Origin of the sequence: Actinophytocola sp. (assembly GCF_036378875.1) — a bacterium.
GTDB lineage: Bacteria > Actinomycetota > Actinomycetes > Mycobacteriales > Pseudonocardiaceae > Actinophytocola.
Map to the genome: position 1 here is coordinate 79,863 of NZ_DASUVO010000044.1, position 15,546 is coordinate 95,408.

Annotated in this window: 14 protein-coding genes; 9 read left to right on the top strand and 5 right to left on the bottom strand. The window is 69.6% G+C overall.

All coding sequences use genetic code 11. The features are described from left to right. Positions 1-36: 36 nt before the first annotated feature. A complete protein-coding gene (locus tag VF106_RS11300; RefSeq protein ID WP_330839581.1) occupies positions 37-1,473 on the bottom strand; it encodes an aromatic amino acid ammonia-lyase in 1,437 nt (478 codons plus the stop codon). Positions 1,474-1,615: 142 nt separating this feature from the next. Here VF106_RS11300 and VF106_RS11305 point away from each other — a divergent pair, with 142 nt between their 5' ends. The 5 genes from VF106_RS11305 (at position 1,616) to dacB (ending at position 7,407) form a co-directional block, all read left to right on the top strand. Beyond that, entirely contained in the window at positions 1,616-2,584 is a 969-nt protein-coding gene (locus VF106_RS11305) for a trypsin-like serine peptidase (protein ID WP_330839582.1), read from the top strand. 57 nt (positions 2,585-2,641) lie between these two features. Next, positions 2,642-3,307: a DUF2461 domain-containing protein gene (locus VF106_RS11310; RefSeq protein ID WP_330839583.1), complete on the top strand. Its 666-nt coding sequence runs from the start codon at positions 2,642-2,644 to the stop codon at positions 3,305-3,307. A gap of 128 nt (positions 3,308-3,435) precedes the next feature. Further along, positions 3,436-4,860, top strand: coding sequence for a pyruvate kinase (gene pyk / locus VF106_RS11315; RefSeq protein WP_330839584.1), 1,425 nt, complete (start codon positions 3,436-3,438; stop codon positions 4,858-4,860). 24 nt (positions 4,861-4,884) lie between these two features. Further along, complete coding sequence (tesB, locus tag VF106_RS11320) at positions 4,885-5,796, top strand: acyl-CoA thioesterase II (RefSeq protein ID WP_330839585.1); 912 nt, start codon at positions 4,885-4,887, stop codon at positions 5,794-5,796. An 81-nt stretch (positions 5,797-5,877) separates the two neighbouring features. After that, a complete protein-coding gene (dacB, locus tag VF106_RS11325; RefSeq protein WP_330839586.1) occupies positions 5,878-7,407 on the top strand; it encodes a D-alanyl-D-alanine carboxypeptidase/D-alanyl-D-alanine endopeptidase in 1,530 nt (509 codons plus the stop codon). A 190-nt stretch (positions 7,408-7,597) separates the two neighbouring features. On the opposite strand, the gene VF106_RS11330 is transcribed toward dacB, so the two are convergent. After that, a complete protein-coding gene (locus VF106_RS11330) occupies positions 7,598-7,933 on the bottom strand; it encodes a hypothetical protein (protein ID WP_330839587.1) in 336 nt (111 codons plus the stop codon). A gap of 324 nt (positions 7,934-8,257) precedes the next feature. Here VF106_RS11330 and VF106_RS11335 point away from each other — a divergent pair, with 324 nt between their 5' ends. The 4 genes from VF106_RS11335 to VF106_RS11350 all read left to right on the top strand — a co-directional run bounded on the left by VF106_RS11335 (position 8,258) and on the right by VF106_RS11350 (position 13,467). Next, the gene (locus VF106_RS11335; protein ID WP_330839588.1) at positions 8,258-9,109 is read left to right on the top strand and encodes a helix-turn-helix domain-containing protein; all 852 of its coding nucleotides are present in this window, start codon (positions 8,258-8,260) and stop codon (positions 9,107-9,109) included. A gap of 25 nt (positions 9,110-9,134) precedes the next feature. Then, complete coding sequence (locus tag VF106_RS11340; protein ID WP_330839589.1) at positions 9,135-9,335, top strand: DUF397 domain-containing protein; 201 nt, start codon at positions 9,135-9,137, stop codon at positions 9,333-9,335. A gap of 235 nt (positions 9,336-9,570) precedes the next feature. After that, positions 9,571-12,600, top strand: a complete 3,030-nt coding sequence (locus tag VF106_RS11345) for a helix-turn-helix transcriptional regulator (protein ID WP_330839590.1) — start codon at positions 9,571-9,573, stop codon at positions 12,598-12,600. 96 nt (positions 12,601-12,696) lie between these two features. Next, positions 12,697-13,467: a DUF4262 domain-containing protein gene (locus VF106_RS11350; RefSeq protein WP_330839591.1), complete on the top strand. Its 771-nt coding sequence runs from the start codon at positions 12,697-12,699 to the stop codon at positions 13,465-13,467. Here the strand turns inward: VF106_RS11350 and VF106_RS11355 are convergent. The 3 genes from VF106_RS11355 to VF106_RS11365 form a co-directional block, all read right to left on the bottom strand. Then, the gene (locus VF106_RS11355) at positions 13,453-13,989 is read right to left on the bottom strand and encodes a hypothetical protein (protein WP_330839592.1); all 537 of its coding nucleotides are present in this window, start codon (positions 13,987-13,989) and stop codon (positions 13,453-13,455) included. The two genes, VF106_RS11350 and VF106_RS11355, sit on opposite strands and share 15 nt — an antisense overlap. A gap of 254 nt (positions 13,990-14,243) precedes the next feature. Further along, positions 14,244-14,639, bottom strand: a complete 396-nt coding sequence (locus VF106_RS11360; RefSeq protein ID WP_330839593.1) for a PAAR domain-containing protein — start codon at positions 14,637-14,639, stop codon at positions 14,244-14,246. A gap of 223 nt (positions 14,640-14,862) precedes the next feature. Beyond that, complete coding sequence (locus VF106_RS11365) at positions 14,863-15,471, bottom strand: Pvc16 family protein (protein ID WP_330839594.1); 609 nt, start codon at positions 15,469-15,471, stop codon at positions 14,863-14,865. Positions 15,472-15,546: the final 75 nt, after the last annotated feature.

Genomic DNA, 15,546 nt, shown 5'->3' on the forward strand with positions numbered 1-15,546 from the left:
GCGACTCGCGGGGGCCGAAAGCGCGACTCGCGGGGGTCAGGTTTCGGACAGTGGGTCCAGCAGGGTGGCGGCTTTCGTCAGGTCGTCTGAGAACGGGCGGTCCGCTGTGCTCGGGTCGAGTGTTGCTTCCGCCAGGGCGAAGGCGTCTCGGATCGGGAGGTCCATCAGGTCCGCCGGGCGCATGCGCAGCGCGCGTACGGCCGCCACCAGTTCGCAGGCCAGCACCTGGCGGTACGCCTCCGCCGCCGCTGTCGCCTGTCGGGCCGCCTGTGTCGAGAAGCTCGCGTGGTCCTCGACGCCGCGGGACACCACCGCCGTGCCCAGGGTCACCGGCAGCGCCGCCTGCCGCAGCATGGCCAGCGCGTCGTGGGCCACGTACTCCAGGATCATCACGCCCGAGCTGCCCGGCGGGCCGTCCGCCAGGAACGCCGGCAGGTCCGTGAACGAGGGCTCGACCAGGTCGCCGAGCCGGGCCGCCGACAGTTCGGCGACATGGTGCACGGTGGCCCTGGCCTGGTCGAGCGCCGTCGCCAGGTACGCGGTGTGGAAGTGCGCGTGGTGGAACACGTCCCCCGCCGTGAGGGACACCATCGGGTTCTCCGCGCTGGCGTTGAGCTCCACGGTCAGTACCGACCGAAGGTAGGCGAGCGCGTCCACGGCCGGGCCCTGCACCTGTGGGAAGGCACGAAGTCCGTACGGGTCCTGGATCCGGCGCCCCGGCTTCGGTGTGCCGGTCATGCCGAGCAGCCGGCGCATCTCGGCCGCGCACCACACCTGCCCGGGATGTGCCTTGGCCGCGTGCACGGCCGTCGCGTACGCCTCCGGGGAGCCGCCAAGCACGATGTACGACAGTGCGGCCACCACATGGCTCGCCCGCATCAGCCGTTCCAGCTCGAGGCACGCGAGCGTCGCCTCGGCGAGAGTGGCGGCGTTGCTGCTCATGAACGCCAGCGCGTCGGCCGTGTCCAGCGGCACCGGCGCCAGGTGCCCGACCGCCCACGGGCGCTCACCCGCCAGCGTCAGCCCGGTCTCCGCGAGCACGGTCAGGTCACCGGTGCCGATGGCGCCCGTCGCGTGGACGCGGGGGAGCGCCCCGGCCGTCAACGCCTCGGCCAGCGCCGTCAGCAGCCGGGGGTGCACGCCGGAGCCGCCGGCCGCGAGCTGGTTGAGCCTGATCAACAACATGGCCCGCACCCGCGACGCGGGCAGCAGCTCACCCGCGCCACCGGCATGGCTGCGCAACAGCCGCCTGCCGTGTTCCGGGCCGGAGTCCTCGTCGAGGGTCAGGTCGCGGTTGGCGCCGACACCGGTGGTGCGGCCGTAGATCTCCCGCCGGGCGGACAGGTCGGTGACGAGCCGCCACGCGTCGTCCGCCCGCCGCATGGCGGCCTCGTCCACGGTGACCACGACGTTCTCCTCGGCCACCAGCCGCACGTCCTCGCAGCGCAGTGTCCGACCGTCCACTGTGTACATATGGGCAGCGTAGTCATCGTCCGGGATCGTCATCCCCCGAATGGCGGGTCCAAGATCACCCGACTGGCCGGTAGCGTCCAAATTACGACCTATCCACCCTGCGCGGTCACCTAGTCGTGGTGACCGAAAGGTAGGTGATTACATGACAAGGCGATTCTGGCGGTCCGCGGTCGTGTTCGCGGCAGCCGGGCTCGCGGTCGCCGCGGTCTCGCCGGCGACAGCGACAGCGGCACCCGCCGGCATCACGGTGAACGTCGCGGCCGACACGCCCGCGGAGGCCGGCGCGGTCGCCGCGAAGTGGACGCCGGAGGCGATGCGCGACGCGATCCCGCTCGACCGGCTGCTGCCGGGCGTCGACCCCGCGAAGCTCACCGGTGACGTGCTCAAGGGCCTGCCGCAGCTCGTCCCGTCGACCGGGGCGGCGCCGATGGCGTTCCCGTCCGGCGGTGCGGCGTGGACCGGCGGCGGCAAGGTGGTCACCACGGCCGGGCGCGTGTTCTTCACGTACCAGGGCCGGCAGGCCTCGTGCTCCGGTAACGCGGTGACCAGCGGGAACAAGAGCACGGTGATCACCGCCGGGCACTGCGTCAAGCTGGACGGCGCGTTCCACACGAACTGGGTGTTCGTGCCGGGGTACAACAACGGCAACGCCCCGTTCGGCACGTGGACCGCGCGCGCGACCATGGCGACCCCACAGTGGGTGGCGTCCGAGGACATCAACTTCGACGTGGGCGCCGCGGTCGTCAACCAGCTGAACGGCCAGTCCCTCACCGACGTGGTGGGCGGCCAGGGCGTGGCGTTCAACCAGGCCCGCGGCCAGAACATGTACGCGTTCGGCTGGCCGGCGGCGGCGCCGTACAACGGCTCGCAGATGATCTACTGCAGTGGGACCACGTTCAACGCGTTCATCAGCAACGGCATCGGCATGACGTGCAACATGACCGGCGGCTCGAGCGGTGGCCCCTGGTTCCTGCAGTTCAACGAGGCGGCCGGCACCGGCGTGGTGAACTCGGTGAACAGCTACAAGATCAATTTCATCCCGACCTGGATGTTCGGTCCGTACTTCGGTGCCGACGCCCAGAACCTGTACAACACGGCACAGGCGGCCTGACGGGCGCGGGCGAAGGGCGGCCCATTTTGGGGCCGCCCTTCGTTGCATACTGCGACCATGGCCTTCACGGGGTTCGGCGAGCACGCGATCGACTTCTACGACGGGCTGGAGGTCGACAACTCCAAGTCCTACTGGGAGGACAACAAGCACGTCTACGCCGCCGACGTCCGTGCCCCGATGGAGGAACTGCTCGCCGAGCTGGCTCCGGAGTTCGCCGACGACTCGAGCCGCGTCACCGTGTTCCGCCCGTACCGCGACGTCCGCTTCGCCAAGGACAAGACCCCGTACAAGACCCACTGTGGTGGCGTGATCGAGCCGGGCCGCGGCGCGGGCGCCTACTACGTCGAGGTGGGCCCGGCCGGGCTGCGCGCCGGCGGTGGCTGCTTCCACCTGGAGTCCGACCAGGTGGCCCGTTTCCGCACCGCCGTCGCGGAGGACATCCACGGCAAGGCGCTGGAGGACATCGTCGCGAAGCTCGCCCGCACCGGCTGGGAGATCAAGGGCGACCAGCTGAAGACCAGGCCGCGCGGCTTCGACCCCGACCACCCCCGTATCGATCTGCTGCGCCATCGCTCTCTGTACGCGGTCCGCGTCTGGCCGCCGGACGACGCGCTGCACGAGCGGGAGACGATCAACCGGATCCGCAGGGCCTTCCGTGCGTTGCGCCCGATCAACGAGTGGGCGCGCGATCACGTAGGGGTGTCGGAGGTGCCGCGCCGCTGACCCGACCGTCCTTTTTGGTCGTTTCGGCGTACGGCGGACCAACTCCCGGATAACTTTCTGGATCGATCCGGTGGTTACTGCTGAGTATTTCGGGATCGTTCCAGGCAGCGGGGCTAAGCTATCGGGTCGTGAGTCGACGAGCGAAGATTGTCTGCACTCTGGGGCCAGCGACGGCCACCCCGGAGAAGGTCCGCGACCTGGTCGAGGCCGGCATGGACGTCGCAAGAATGAACTTCAGTCACGGTAGCCAGAGTGACCACAAGCAGGTCTACGACCTGGTGCGCGCCGCTTCCGACGAGCTCGGGCGTGCCGTCGGTGTCATGGCCGACCTGCAGGGGCCCAAGATCCGTCTCGGCACGTTCGCCGGCGGGAAGGCCGAGTGGCGTGTCGGCGACGTCGTGCGCATCACGGTCGAGGACATCGAGGGCACCCACGACCGCGTCTCCACGACCTACAAGGGTCTGGCCAGGGACGCGAAGAAGGGCGACCGCCTCCTGGTCGACGACGGCAACATCGGCCTGACGGTGCTGCAGGTCGAAGGCCCGGACGTGGTGTGCGAGGTCACCGAGGGCGGCAAGGTCAGCAACAACAAGGGCATCTCCCTGCCGGGCATGGACGTCTCCGTGCCGGCGATGTCGGAGAAGGACATCGAGGACCTGGAGTTCGCGCTCCAGCTCGGCGTGGACTTCGTCGCACTGTCGTTCGTGCGCTCGCCCGCCGACATCGACCTCGTCCACCAGGTCATGGACCGCAACGGCAAGGGCCGGCTGCCGGTCATCGCCAAGCTGGAGAAGCCGGAGGCCGTCTCCAACCTCGAGGCCATCGTGCTGGCGTTCGACGGGGTCATGGTCGCCCGAGGTGACCTGGGTGTCGAGCTGCCGCTTGAGCAGGTGCCGCTGGTGCAGAAGCGCACCATCCAGATCGCGCGGGAGAACGCCAAGCCGGTGATCGTGGCGACCCAGATGCTGGAGTCCATGATCCAGAACTCGCGCCCGACGCGGGCGGAGGCCTCCGACGTCGCCAACGCGGTGCTCGACGGCGCGGACGCCGTGATGCTCTCTGGCGAGACCAGCGTCGGCCGGTACCCGATCGAGGCCGTACGCACGATGGGCAAGATCGTCGAGGCGGTCGAGAGCGAGTCGACCGTGGTGCCGCCGCTGACGCACGTGCCGCGCACCAAGCGCGGCGTGATCTCCTACGCGGCGCGGGACATCGGGGAGCGGCTCAACGCCAAGGCCCTGGTCGCGTTCACGCAGTCGGGTGACACGGTCCGCCGGCTGGCGAGGCTCCACACCCACCTGCCGCTGCTGGCGTTCACGCCGGAGCCGGCTGTGCGCAGCCAGCTGTCCCTGACCTGGGGCGTCGAGACGTTCATGGTGCCCGAGGTGGACTCGACCGACCTCATGGTCCGCCAGGTCGACAACGCCATGCTCTCCATCGGCCGCTACCAGCCGGGTGACCTCGTGGTGGTCGTCGCGGGTTCCCCGCCGGGTACCGTCGGCTCGACTAACCTCATCCGCGTTCACCGGCTCGGTGAGGAAGACCACGCCTGAGCCACGGCTCAAAAGGGTGGTCCCATGACCGAAGCGGCACGTCAGGCCGCTGCCGACCTCGAAGCGTCCCAGGCCTTGCGTGGCCAGCCCGTGCTCGACCGGCTGGTCGCGCTCCTGGACCTGGAGCGCATCGAGGAGAACATCTTCCGCGGCGTCAGCCCGGCACACTCGTCCGTCCGCGTGTTCGGTGGGCAGGTGGCCGGGCAGGCGCTGGTGGCCGTCGGCCGTACCGTGCCACCAGAACGGAAAGTGCACTCGCTGCACGCGTACTTCATACGGCCGGGTGACCCGAGCGTCCCGATCGTGTACGAAGTGGACCGAATCCGCGACGGCCGTTCGTTCACCACGCGGCGGGCCGTCGCGGTCCAGCGCGGTAAGGCGATCTTCGCGTTGTCGGCGTCCTTCCAGGAGCCGGAGCCCGGTGTCGAGCACGCGGAGTCGATGCCGGACGTGCCACCGCCGGACGACCTGCCGTCGCGAGCGGACAGCATGCGCAAGATCGCCACCAAGCTAGACCCGGCGATGACGATGCCGCGGCCGATCGACATCCGGTACATCACCGACCCGCCGTGGGAGGTGCGTGGCCAGGGCAACGAGGCACGCAACCAGGTGTGGATGCGTGCCGACGGCCGGCTGCCCGACGACGAGCTGCTGCACGTCTGCGTGCTGACCTACGCGTCGGACATGACGCTGCTCGACTCGATCCTCATGCGACACGGCGTGTACTGGGGCTTCGACAAGGTGCTCGGTGCGAGCCTCGACCACGCGCTGTGGTTCCACCGCCCGTTCCGCGCGGACGAGTGGTTCCTGTACGACAGCGCCTCGCCCAGCGCGGCCGGTGCGCGCGGGCTCGCGACCGGCCGGTTCTTCGCGCAGGACGGCACCCTGATCGCCACGGTGGTGCAGGAGGGACTGCTCCGGATCCTCCCCGACTGAGCCGCCTGGTGGGTGATTGTCACAGCCGCTGAGGGGTAGGACGATTCTTCACGGACACCCCCTGCGACTGCGGAGGCCTCTGTGCGTTTCCGTCTGGTTGGTCTCTTCTCCCTACTCGGCGCCGTCCTGCTGGTCTTCGGCGGCGCCGTCCCCGTCGTCGCCCAGGACCGTGGCGCGCTCGCCGCGGACCTCGACGCGATCCTCTCCGCACCCGGCCTCGTGGACGCGGACGTCGCGCTCGTCGTGCGCACGCTCGACGGCGAGACCGTCTACAGCCGAGACTCGAACCGCCGGCAGCAGCCGGCGTCCAACACCAAGCTCGTCACGTCCGTCGCCGCGCTGGACATCCTCGGCCCGGACTACACGTTCGAGACGACGGTGCACGCCGGCGGGCGGCGCCACGGTCCCGTGCTGGACGGTGATCTCTACCTGCGGGGCACCGGCGACCCCACGATGCTCGCCGCCGACTACGACACGCTGGCCCGGCAGGTGGCGGCCGCCGGGGTGAAGTTCGTGCGCGGTGACCTCGTCGCCGACGACACGTGGTTCGACGACGTCCGGTTGGGCGCCTCGTGGGCGTGGGACGACGAGCCGTTCTCCTACTCCGCGCAGGTGTCGGCGCTGACCGCGTCCCCGGACACCGACTACGACGCCGGCTCGATCATCGTCCGGGCCGCCCCGGGCCAGGACGGCAAGGCCGTGGTGACGACCGAGCCGCCCACCGACTACGTCACCATCGTGAACACCGCGGTCACCGGCCCGGCCGGGTCAGCCAACACGCTCGATGTCAGCCGCGAGCACGGCGCGAACACGTTCACCGTGACCGGTTCCATCCCCGCGGGCGGTGCCGTCACGTCCCGGTGGATGGCGGTGTGGGAGCCGACCGGCTACGCGGCCGCGCTGTTCCGCGCCGCGCTGAGCCGGCACGGCGTTCGGGTACTCGGTCGAACCACCTCGGGTGCGGTGCCCGCCGGCGCCAGGGTCGTCACCTCCCGACAGTCGATCCCACTGAGGGAACTGCAGGTGCCGTTCTTGAAGCTGTCCAACAACCTTCACGCCGAGATCCTGGTGAAGGCCATGGGCCGCGCGGTGTCCGGTCGAGGAACCTGGAGTGCGGGCCTCGCTGCCGCCGCGAGCCGGCTGCCGTCGTACGGCCTCGATCCGGCACGGCTCTCCCTTCGCGACGGCTCCGGTCTGTCCAGAATGGACCAGATCGCGCCCGACCAACTGGCCACCCTTCTCGGCGCGGTGCGAGACCGCCCGTGGTTCCCCGAGTGGTTCGCTGCGTTGCCCGTCGCCGGCAAGGCGGACCGGTTGGTCGGCGGCACACTGCGGAGCCGGATGCGCGGCACGGCGGCGGAGGGTGTGGTGCACGCCAAGACAGGCACGCTCACCGGGGTGAGCAGCCTGTCCGGATACGTCACCAACAAGCGCGGCGAGCAGTGGGTGTTCTCCATGGTCACCAACAACTCGATCGGCGTGAACCTCAAGGCGCTCGAGGACGTGGTGGCCGTGCGCCTCGCCCAGGAAGGCGGCGGCGCACGCATCGCGACACCGGACCTCGCCGCCGAAATGTCCGAACTGGAATGCAGTTGGGAGAAGGCATGCTGAGCGTTTGCTCAACTGTGGACAGACCTCTGAGGGCTTGACGACACGTGGACAGCGGGTCCAGGACCGGTCGGGGGTGGTCCCGGACCCGCCTCACGCCGGGCGGCACTGGGAGATGGTTGGGGGGAGAGGTGCCGTCCGACCCGAGCCGCGGAAACGTGGGGAGCTGACGCGGCCCGGAGTTCCTGTTGTGTCAGTTGCCGAATGCGACCTGCCTGCGAACCGACGCCGGGTTGTCCTCCGGCGTCTCCTCCTCGGTCACCACCAGACACAGATGGGCGGTGAGGTAGGCCCGGCAGGGAGCCGGTGCGCGGCCGAACCGCCTGACCCGGCAGCGCGAACAGCGGCCGTACTCGTCCGGTGAGTGCTCGTCGAGCACTGCTTTCAACGCCTCGACCAGACGAGGCAGTTCGAAGCGCGCGACGGACGCGACCGCGTGCTCGTCGCCGAACCGCGCACGGTACGTGATGTCTGTGAGGTAGTCAGCCAGCGATGTCTCCAATTGCCCGAAGATCGGACTACTACTCACCGTGACTCCCATTGGTGTGCAGCGACGGTCTAACCTGTACCTGACATTGAGTTGCGCCCACCTTCTCCACGCGTCAACTTGCTGCTTTGAGGCGGTACCAGGTGGACCGGGCCGGTGGCAGGGCCGCCAACCTGACAAGCAGCTTGCGCTCTGCGAAGGGCAACTTGCAACTTGCACTACACGATTGGGTGAAGGCCGTGTCCGTGTCGTGCATATTCCTGCGCTCAGCGTGCACCCTTGGAACGTTTCCGAGAGGTTGGCGTGATATCTCGTGTCCAAGTGAGAACATCATCCTCCGTAAACCATCCACTGAAGGGGTGATCCATGTCGCGAGGTCCGAGCCCGACGGTGCGCCGTCGACGGCTGGCGGCCAGGCTGCGTGAGCTGCGCGAGAACGCCAACCTGACCATCGACGAGGTGGGCGACAAGCTGGAGTGCTCCGCCTCGAAGATCAGTCGCATCGAGACCGGGCACGTCGGTGTCACCCCGCGTGACGTCCGGGACATGCTCGAGGTCTACGGCGTCGACGGCGCTGAGCGCGAGTCGCTCGTGCAACTGGCGAGGGAGGCTCGCAAGAAGGGCTGGTGGCACGCCTTCAACGAGGCGTTCACCGGAGCGTTCGTCGGCCTCGAGGCGGATGCCTCGTTCCTGCACACGCACCAGGCGTTGCTCGTCCCCGGACTGCTCCAGACCGAGGCCTACACCCGCGCGATCATCCGGGCGATCCGCCCGGACATCGGTGAGGCCGATGTGGAGCTTCGCGTGCGCGCCAGGATGAGCCGGCAGAAGCTCCTCATCGACGACCCGAACCCGCCCGAGTACTGGGCCGTGCTCGACGAGGCCGTGGTGCAGCGGGTGGTCGGTGGTCCGGAGGTCATGCGTGACCAGCTGAAGCGGCTGCTCCACGTCGCGTCCCTGCCGCACGTCACCCTCCAGGTCGTGCCGTTCTCGACGGGAGCGCACGCCGGTATGGAGGCGCCGTTCCTGATCCTCGGTTTCCCCGAGCAGGCCGACCCTGACGTCGTCTATGTTGAGTACTCGACATCTGGTGTCTACTTGGAACAGCCCGCGGACGTGCACCGTTACTCGATGATTTTCGACCACTTGCGCGCGGCGGCGTTGAAGCCTGACGACACCGTCGAGCTGCTAGACCGGGCAGCCGACCGGTTGTCCTAAATGCAAGTTGTGAAGGGAGCAGAGTGTGACCGTTGACCTTTCCGGCGCGCGGTGGCGTAAGAGCAGCCGCAGCGGCGCCCAGAACGACTGTGTGGAACTGGTCGTCGCCAGATTGGGCGCCGCGGTGCGTGACTCCAAGAACCCCGAGGCGGGCCACGTCTCGTTCGCCACCACCGGCTGGGAATCCTTCATGGGTGCCGTCAAGCAGGGCCAGCTCGACGTCTGACTGACGTCCTAGAAGCAGCCAGGTGCTCTCCTGACCCCGGAGCACCGTTAGGCCGCACCCCTTACCCCGGCGACCTGCGCCGGAGTACGTGATCCTCCGATGCCGGCCGGCGCCCCTCAGTACCAGCCTGAGGCCCTGATGAACGCGTCCATCGCGACCAGGGAGCGCCCGCCGATGAACCAAACGTCTCGCCTTGCGGAAAAGGCGCGCGCCCACCCGAGGGAGGCGTGACAGGATGCAGGGCGTGGCGCGTCTGGGATCAGGAATCTCGCTGGTGGCACGTGGCCGGGAGCTCGACCGGCTGCGTACGGCGTTCGAGCAGGCCACCGGGGGTACCGCGACCGCGATGCTGATCTCCGGCGACGCCGGGGTCGGTAAGACCAGGCTCACCGAGGAACTCACGACCGTCGCACGGGACAAGGGCGCCATCGTCCTCACCGGACGGTGCCTCGACGCCGGCGAGACCGGCCTTCCCTACCTCCCCTTCGCCGAGGCGATCTCCCAGGTGCCCGACCGTGAGCAGGTCGTGCTCGCCCATCCCGCGCTGGCCAGGCTGTTCCCCGACGTCACGCTGCCCACCGGGGAGCGCAGGGAGGCCAACCTGTCCTCGATCGCCGCCGTGGTGCCCGGCGTCGGCGGCCGGATCGGCAACAACCGACCTGAGCAGGACATCGGACAGCTGCAGCTGTTCGACGCCGTGCACGCGCTGCTCACCGACCTCGCCGAGGAACACCCGGTCGTGCTGGTGCTCGAGGACCTGCACTGGGCCGACGGCTCCACCCGGCGACTCCTGTCGTTCCTGGTGGCCCGCCTGCGCGCGCAGCGGATCATGATCATTGGCACGTACCGCGGCGACGACCTGCACCGCCGGCACCCGCTGCGTCCGCTGCTGGCCGAACTCGTCCGGCAGCCCGCGCTGGAGCGCCTGGAGCTGGCGCCGTTCAACAGCGCCGACTCGCGTGTGTTCGTCGCCGCGCTCGCGGACGAGGCTGTGCCGGACGACCTGGTACGCGAGGTCGCCGGCCGCTCCGAGGGCAACGCGTTCTTCGCGGAGGAACTGCTCGCCGCCTACACAGAGGACGGCGAGAGCCTGCCGGCCACGCTCGTGGACGTGCTGTTGTCCCGTGTCGAGCGGCTCAGCGAGACCGCGCAACACGTGGTGCGGGTCGCGTCCGTGTCCGGCCGTCGCGTGCCGCACGCCGACCTGGTCGCGGTGACCGAACTGCCCGAGCACGAGCTGGAGGAGGCGCTGCGGGAAGCGGTGCAGCACCACGTGCTGGTGGCCAAACGGCACGAGTGGTTGGACGTCTACGCGTTCCGGCACGCCTTGCTGCGCGAGGCCGTCTACGGCGACCTGTTACCCGGCGAGCGGGTTCGCCTGCATGCCGCGTACGCCCGTCATCTGGCCACCATTCAAGGGCAGCGAGGTGCGGCCGGTGCGCTCGCCCACCACAGCATGGAGAGCCACCAGTTGCCGCAGGCGCTGTCCGCGTCGATCGTGGCGGCCACCGAGGCGACGGACGCGGGTGCGCCCGCCGAGGCGCTGGACCATCTGGAACTGGCGCTGAAGCTGTGGGACGGGGTCGCGCCCGCGGACCGGCCGTCCGGTATGGACGAGGTGACGCTCCTGCGCAAGGCGTCGTTCATGGCCGGCAGCTCGGGAGAGCCGGAACGCGCGGTGTCCTTCGCGCGGTCGGCGGTCAAGCTCGCCGACGAGTCCGGCGACCGGACGGTCGCGGCCATGATGCGCAGGCGGCTCGCGTCCGCGCTGTTCGCGGTGGAGGGCCGCGAGCAGGAGGCTCGGCAGGTCATCGAGAAGGCGTGGGAGATCGCCAAGGATCTGCCGCCGAGCTGTGAGAAGGCGTGGGTGCTCGCGGTGTACGCGTTGATCCTGCGCAGCATGGGTGAGCCGACGGAGGCCCGGACGTTCGCCGAGCTGGCCGTCGACGAGGCGCGGGCGTGCGACGAGGTCGGCGTGGTCGCCGACGCCCTGGTCACGCTCAGTGCGCTGGACGAGCAGCACGGGCGGATCAAGGAGAGTCGGTCCCGGCTCCGGGAGGCGATCCAGCTCGCGCGCGACGACGAGGCGTTGAGCGTGGAGCTGCGGGCGCGGCACTACCTCGCCATCAGTACCTACGAGCAGGGCGAGCTCGACGACGCGGTCAAGATCATCGACGAGGGCCTGGAACGGGCTCGCAGCACCGGTCTCGCCTGGAGCACCTACGGGTTCGAGCTGCGGGCCATCAAGGTCATCGTCCGCTACGCACGCGGCGACTGGGACGAGAGCGAGGCGGCCGCCGAACCGCCGGGCACACGGGTGTCCAGCACGGTGTCCGCGCGCCTCGCGGCGGTCGGCAGCTTCGTGATGGTGAGCAGGGGCCGGCTGGCCGAGGCGGCGCGGCTCGCGGCCGAGCTGCGGTCGGAGTGGCACCGGGACTTCCAGATCTTCGCGTCCATGGGCGCCGCCGGCGCGGAGCTCGCGCTGTGGCAGGGACGTCCTGAGGAAGGCGCGAGGCTTGTGCGGGAAGCCCTTGAGTGGGCGGAACGGGTCGGTGGGCAGTGGGTGCTCATGAACATCCACCTCGGTGCGCTCGGCGCGGCCCTGCACGCGGACCTGGCCGAACGGGCCGGCCGGCGCCGGGACGAGACGGAGCGGCTGGCGGCGGTCGAGGAGGGCACGCGGCTGGTCGAGCTGGCCCGTAAGACCGCGAAGTACGGCCGGCCACGCACGGGTTCGCTCGGGCCGGAGGGTCGTGCGTGGCTCGCCAGGGCCGAGGCCGAGGAGAGCCGGCTGCGCGGGACGAACGACCCGAAGCTGTGGGCCGACGCGGTCGACGCGTTCGGGTACGGCGCGGTGTACGAGCAGGCGGTGTGCAGGTGGCGGCTCGGCGAGGCACTGCTGGCCGCCGAACGGCGCGACGAGGCGACCGAGGTGCTGCGTGCCGCGGACGAGGTCGCTGCTCGGCTGGACGCGCAACCGTTGCGGGACGCGCTGCGCAAGCTCGCCCGGCGCGGCCGGATCGCGCTGACCGCCGGGCAGGAGCCACGCGAGACGCTGGACCCGTTCACCCCACGCGAACGCACCGTGCTGAAGCTCGTCGCGCTGGGCAGGACCAACCGCCAGGTCGGCGACGAACTGTTCATCAGCGAGAAGACGGTGAGCGTGCACCTGTCCCGGATCATGGCGAAGCTGGGCGCGACCCGTCGGGCAGAAGCGGTCGCGATCGCCTATGACCGTGGGCTGCTGGAGGAGCAGAGCGTCTAACGAGGCCACACATCGCACGCCGGTCTGAGGCCCACGCGCCGCCGAGCGGAGCGAGGCCATCAGGCACTGTCGGTGGTCGGGTTTACGCTCCGCCGCGTGAACTGCGACTGCCTGCTCTGTTCGGGTAGCGACCCGGCTGGGATGGACGAGTACGAGCGCGACATCGCGTGGCACGTGGAGAGCCACGGGTGGAGCGTGGTGGCTCTGCCGTGGGAAGGAGAGCTGCCCGGGTGGGTGTACAGCCTTGGGCTGTGGCACACGATGCGCATGCCCGAGGTGTGCATGGTGGGCTTACGGGTGGCGGACATGCACCACTGGGTCAACCTGGTGGGGGAGCGGGTGCGGGCCGGGCTGGAGCTGCGCCCGGACACGGTGATCGACGACGTGCTCGACGGGTACCCACTCGTGGTGCGGCCGGTGCACCCGTCCTGGTACGTGGACCTGTTCGCGTTCGGGCTGAACTTCTACGGGCGTCTTGTGCCGCCCGTGATGCAGCTGGTGTGGCCGGAGCTGCGGTCGGCCGACCGGCAGCCGTCGTTGTGGCTGCCCAAGGACGACCACCCGCCGAGCCTGTGGACGCGGCTCGACGATCTCATGGACTCGCCGTTCCCCGGCGCCCCGATCGACTCGCTGGTGGTCGGCTCCCGCCAGGTGATCGACGGGCTCGCGCCGGTCGCCGCGGTCGTGCACGGGACGGACGGGTCGTGGTGCTTCCTGGACTCGTCCGGGCGGCCGGAGGTCGGGCTGGTGCACCTGCGGCACGTGGTGGCCGGGTATCCGTACGTGTGCGACTTCGCCGACCTGCCGGTGGGCCACGCCGCGTGGCAGGAGTCGGACGGGAACTGGTCGCGGTCACGACTGGAGTGAGTCTGTCCTTTGTAGACGATCCGGGACGATCGGGCCCGCGACGAGCAGCACGAGACCGATCGACGCGAGCTCCTTCTCGTGCCGCCGGAACCACCCACGTGGCGCCGTGGCGGACGGGGGCCGCTCAGCGGTGACCTCGAGCGAGTAGCCGATCTCGCCGTTGACCGTCACCTCGGCGTCCTCGTGCGGGCGGGTGTAGTCGACCGCGCAGTCACCGCCGAACGTGACGGTGTTCGGTGCGCGGAAGTCGTGGTGCCGCTGGGTGAACCGATGCCCGGCGGCAGCCGCGATACTGGGTGTCGCCGACCCGAGCCCGCGGATCATCATCCCCTTGGCGACCGCCCCCAACGCCTCCAGCGCACCGGCGCGGGACGTGGCGGCCACGTCCAGCTCACCGGACAGCAACAACCCGATCGTCACCGCGACATGCCCGATGTCGACGGCGGCCTCCGCCACCGGTCCGGGAGGCAGGCTGTACCGGAAAAGGGCAGGCGTGGGTTCGGACAGTCGCGGCATCGCCATGGCTCTCCTTAAGAACACGGACACACCCCCCACTGGGAACCGTAAGCCCTGTTGATCACCCAACAGATGGCCAATAGGGCAGCACTTAGGGCACAAGAACCGCGAGTCTCGCTTCCGGCCCCTGCGAGTCGCGCGTTCAGCACCCCCGAGTTTCGTTTTCGTGTACACGCGGGCACAGCCGGGCGTTCCCGAAAACGTAACTCGCAGGGGCCGAACCCGAGACTCGCGGGGGCTGAACGCGCGACTCGCGCGGGTTAGCCGCCGATCATTACCGTGCCTACCGCCACTATCGAGCTGGTTGGGGCCGGGGCTGGGTCGTTGCACGTCATGACCGTGTCGCCGGTGCGGGCCGCTGGTTTGTTGTTGATCAGGACGGTGCCGCTGCCCTTCGTGACCGTGCCCTGGTTCGTCGGTGGGACCTGGAACGGGCCGCCCTGCGGGATGTGTGGCGGGGCGTTCGTCGCCGTGCTGCCCAGGACCGCCGCCGGTTGGCCGCCGATCATGACGTCGGTGCTGCAGCCGCCCGTGATCGTGCCCGCGAACGGGTGGGGAAGCGGTGTCGGCACCGGGCCGCCGGGGCTCGGGATCATGATGATGTGGATGTCCGTCCCGACCACCTTGTCGCCCATCTTGGCCCCCGGCTGACTCACGACTGGCCCGCCTCCCCGGAATTCAATGTGTTGGTCGCGTTGGCGGATGGAGGGTTCTGTTTGGTCACGTACTTGTCGCTGGCTTGCGTCACGTTCCCCTGAGGTGCGGTTGCGAAGCACTCGGCCTGCTTTGACCCCGAGGTTGACAGAGGGTGTCTCATTACCCCTCTTCGTCCGCTCTGAGGACGCCGCAGTGCTCGATGGTTCGCTCCGCAAGCTCCGCTCACGACGTTCGCACCCACCGTCTGGGTTGGGCCGGGGCCAAGGCACCAGCCGGTGGCCGCTTCTTCTGGCTCGCGTCGAGGTGCAGCTGTTCGGCCGGTGGCGCGATGTCGGTGTCGGGCTCGGGCAGGAACGGTGCGCTGACACTGATCGCGAACGCCGCTCGTGCCGGCATGCCCAGGTTGCTCCACAGCGCGCCGGGGTCGGTGTTGGCGATGCGGATGAACACCGGCGCGTCGGTCGCGGCCAGTGCGTCCGGCATGCAGTCCGCCGGCAGTGAGTCGGTGAACAGCATGGTGCGCAGTGCGACGTCCAGCAGCAGGTGTTCCTCGTTGATCTTCGGTGCCCGCGCGGTCACCAGGTAGGACAGCGAGCAGCGCCGGCTCGGCTCCCGGCGGGACACGACGGCGCCGCGTTCGTCGCGCTGGTCGGCGAAACCGGACTCGCGGCCGCCGCGGTCGTCGTGCATCCCGTACAGGAACAGGTCGATGGCGTTCGACGGACGCTCGGTCTCCCATGTCGGCTTCGGCGGGTCGAGCCGGACCATCGTGCCCTCCGGCAGCGACCGGCCGAGCAGCACACACAGTGCCTCGTCTACCTCGGTGATCACGCAAGTCAGTTTCGTTGTCGCACAGGGAATGCCCCACCGCCCGCCGCCCGTCCTTTCAGCGCGCCAACGTCGCCC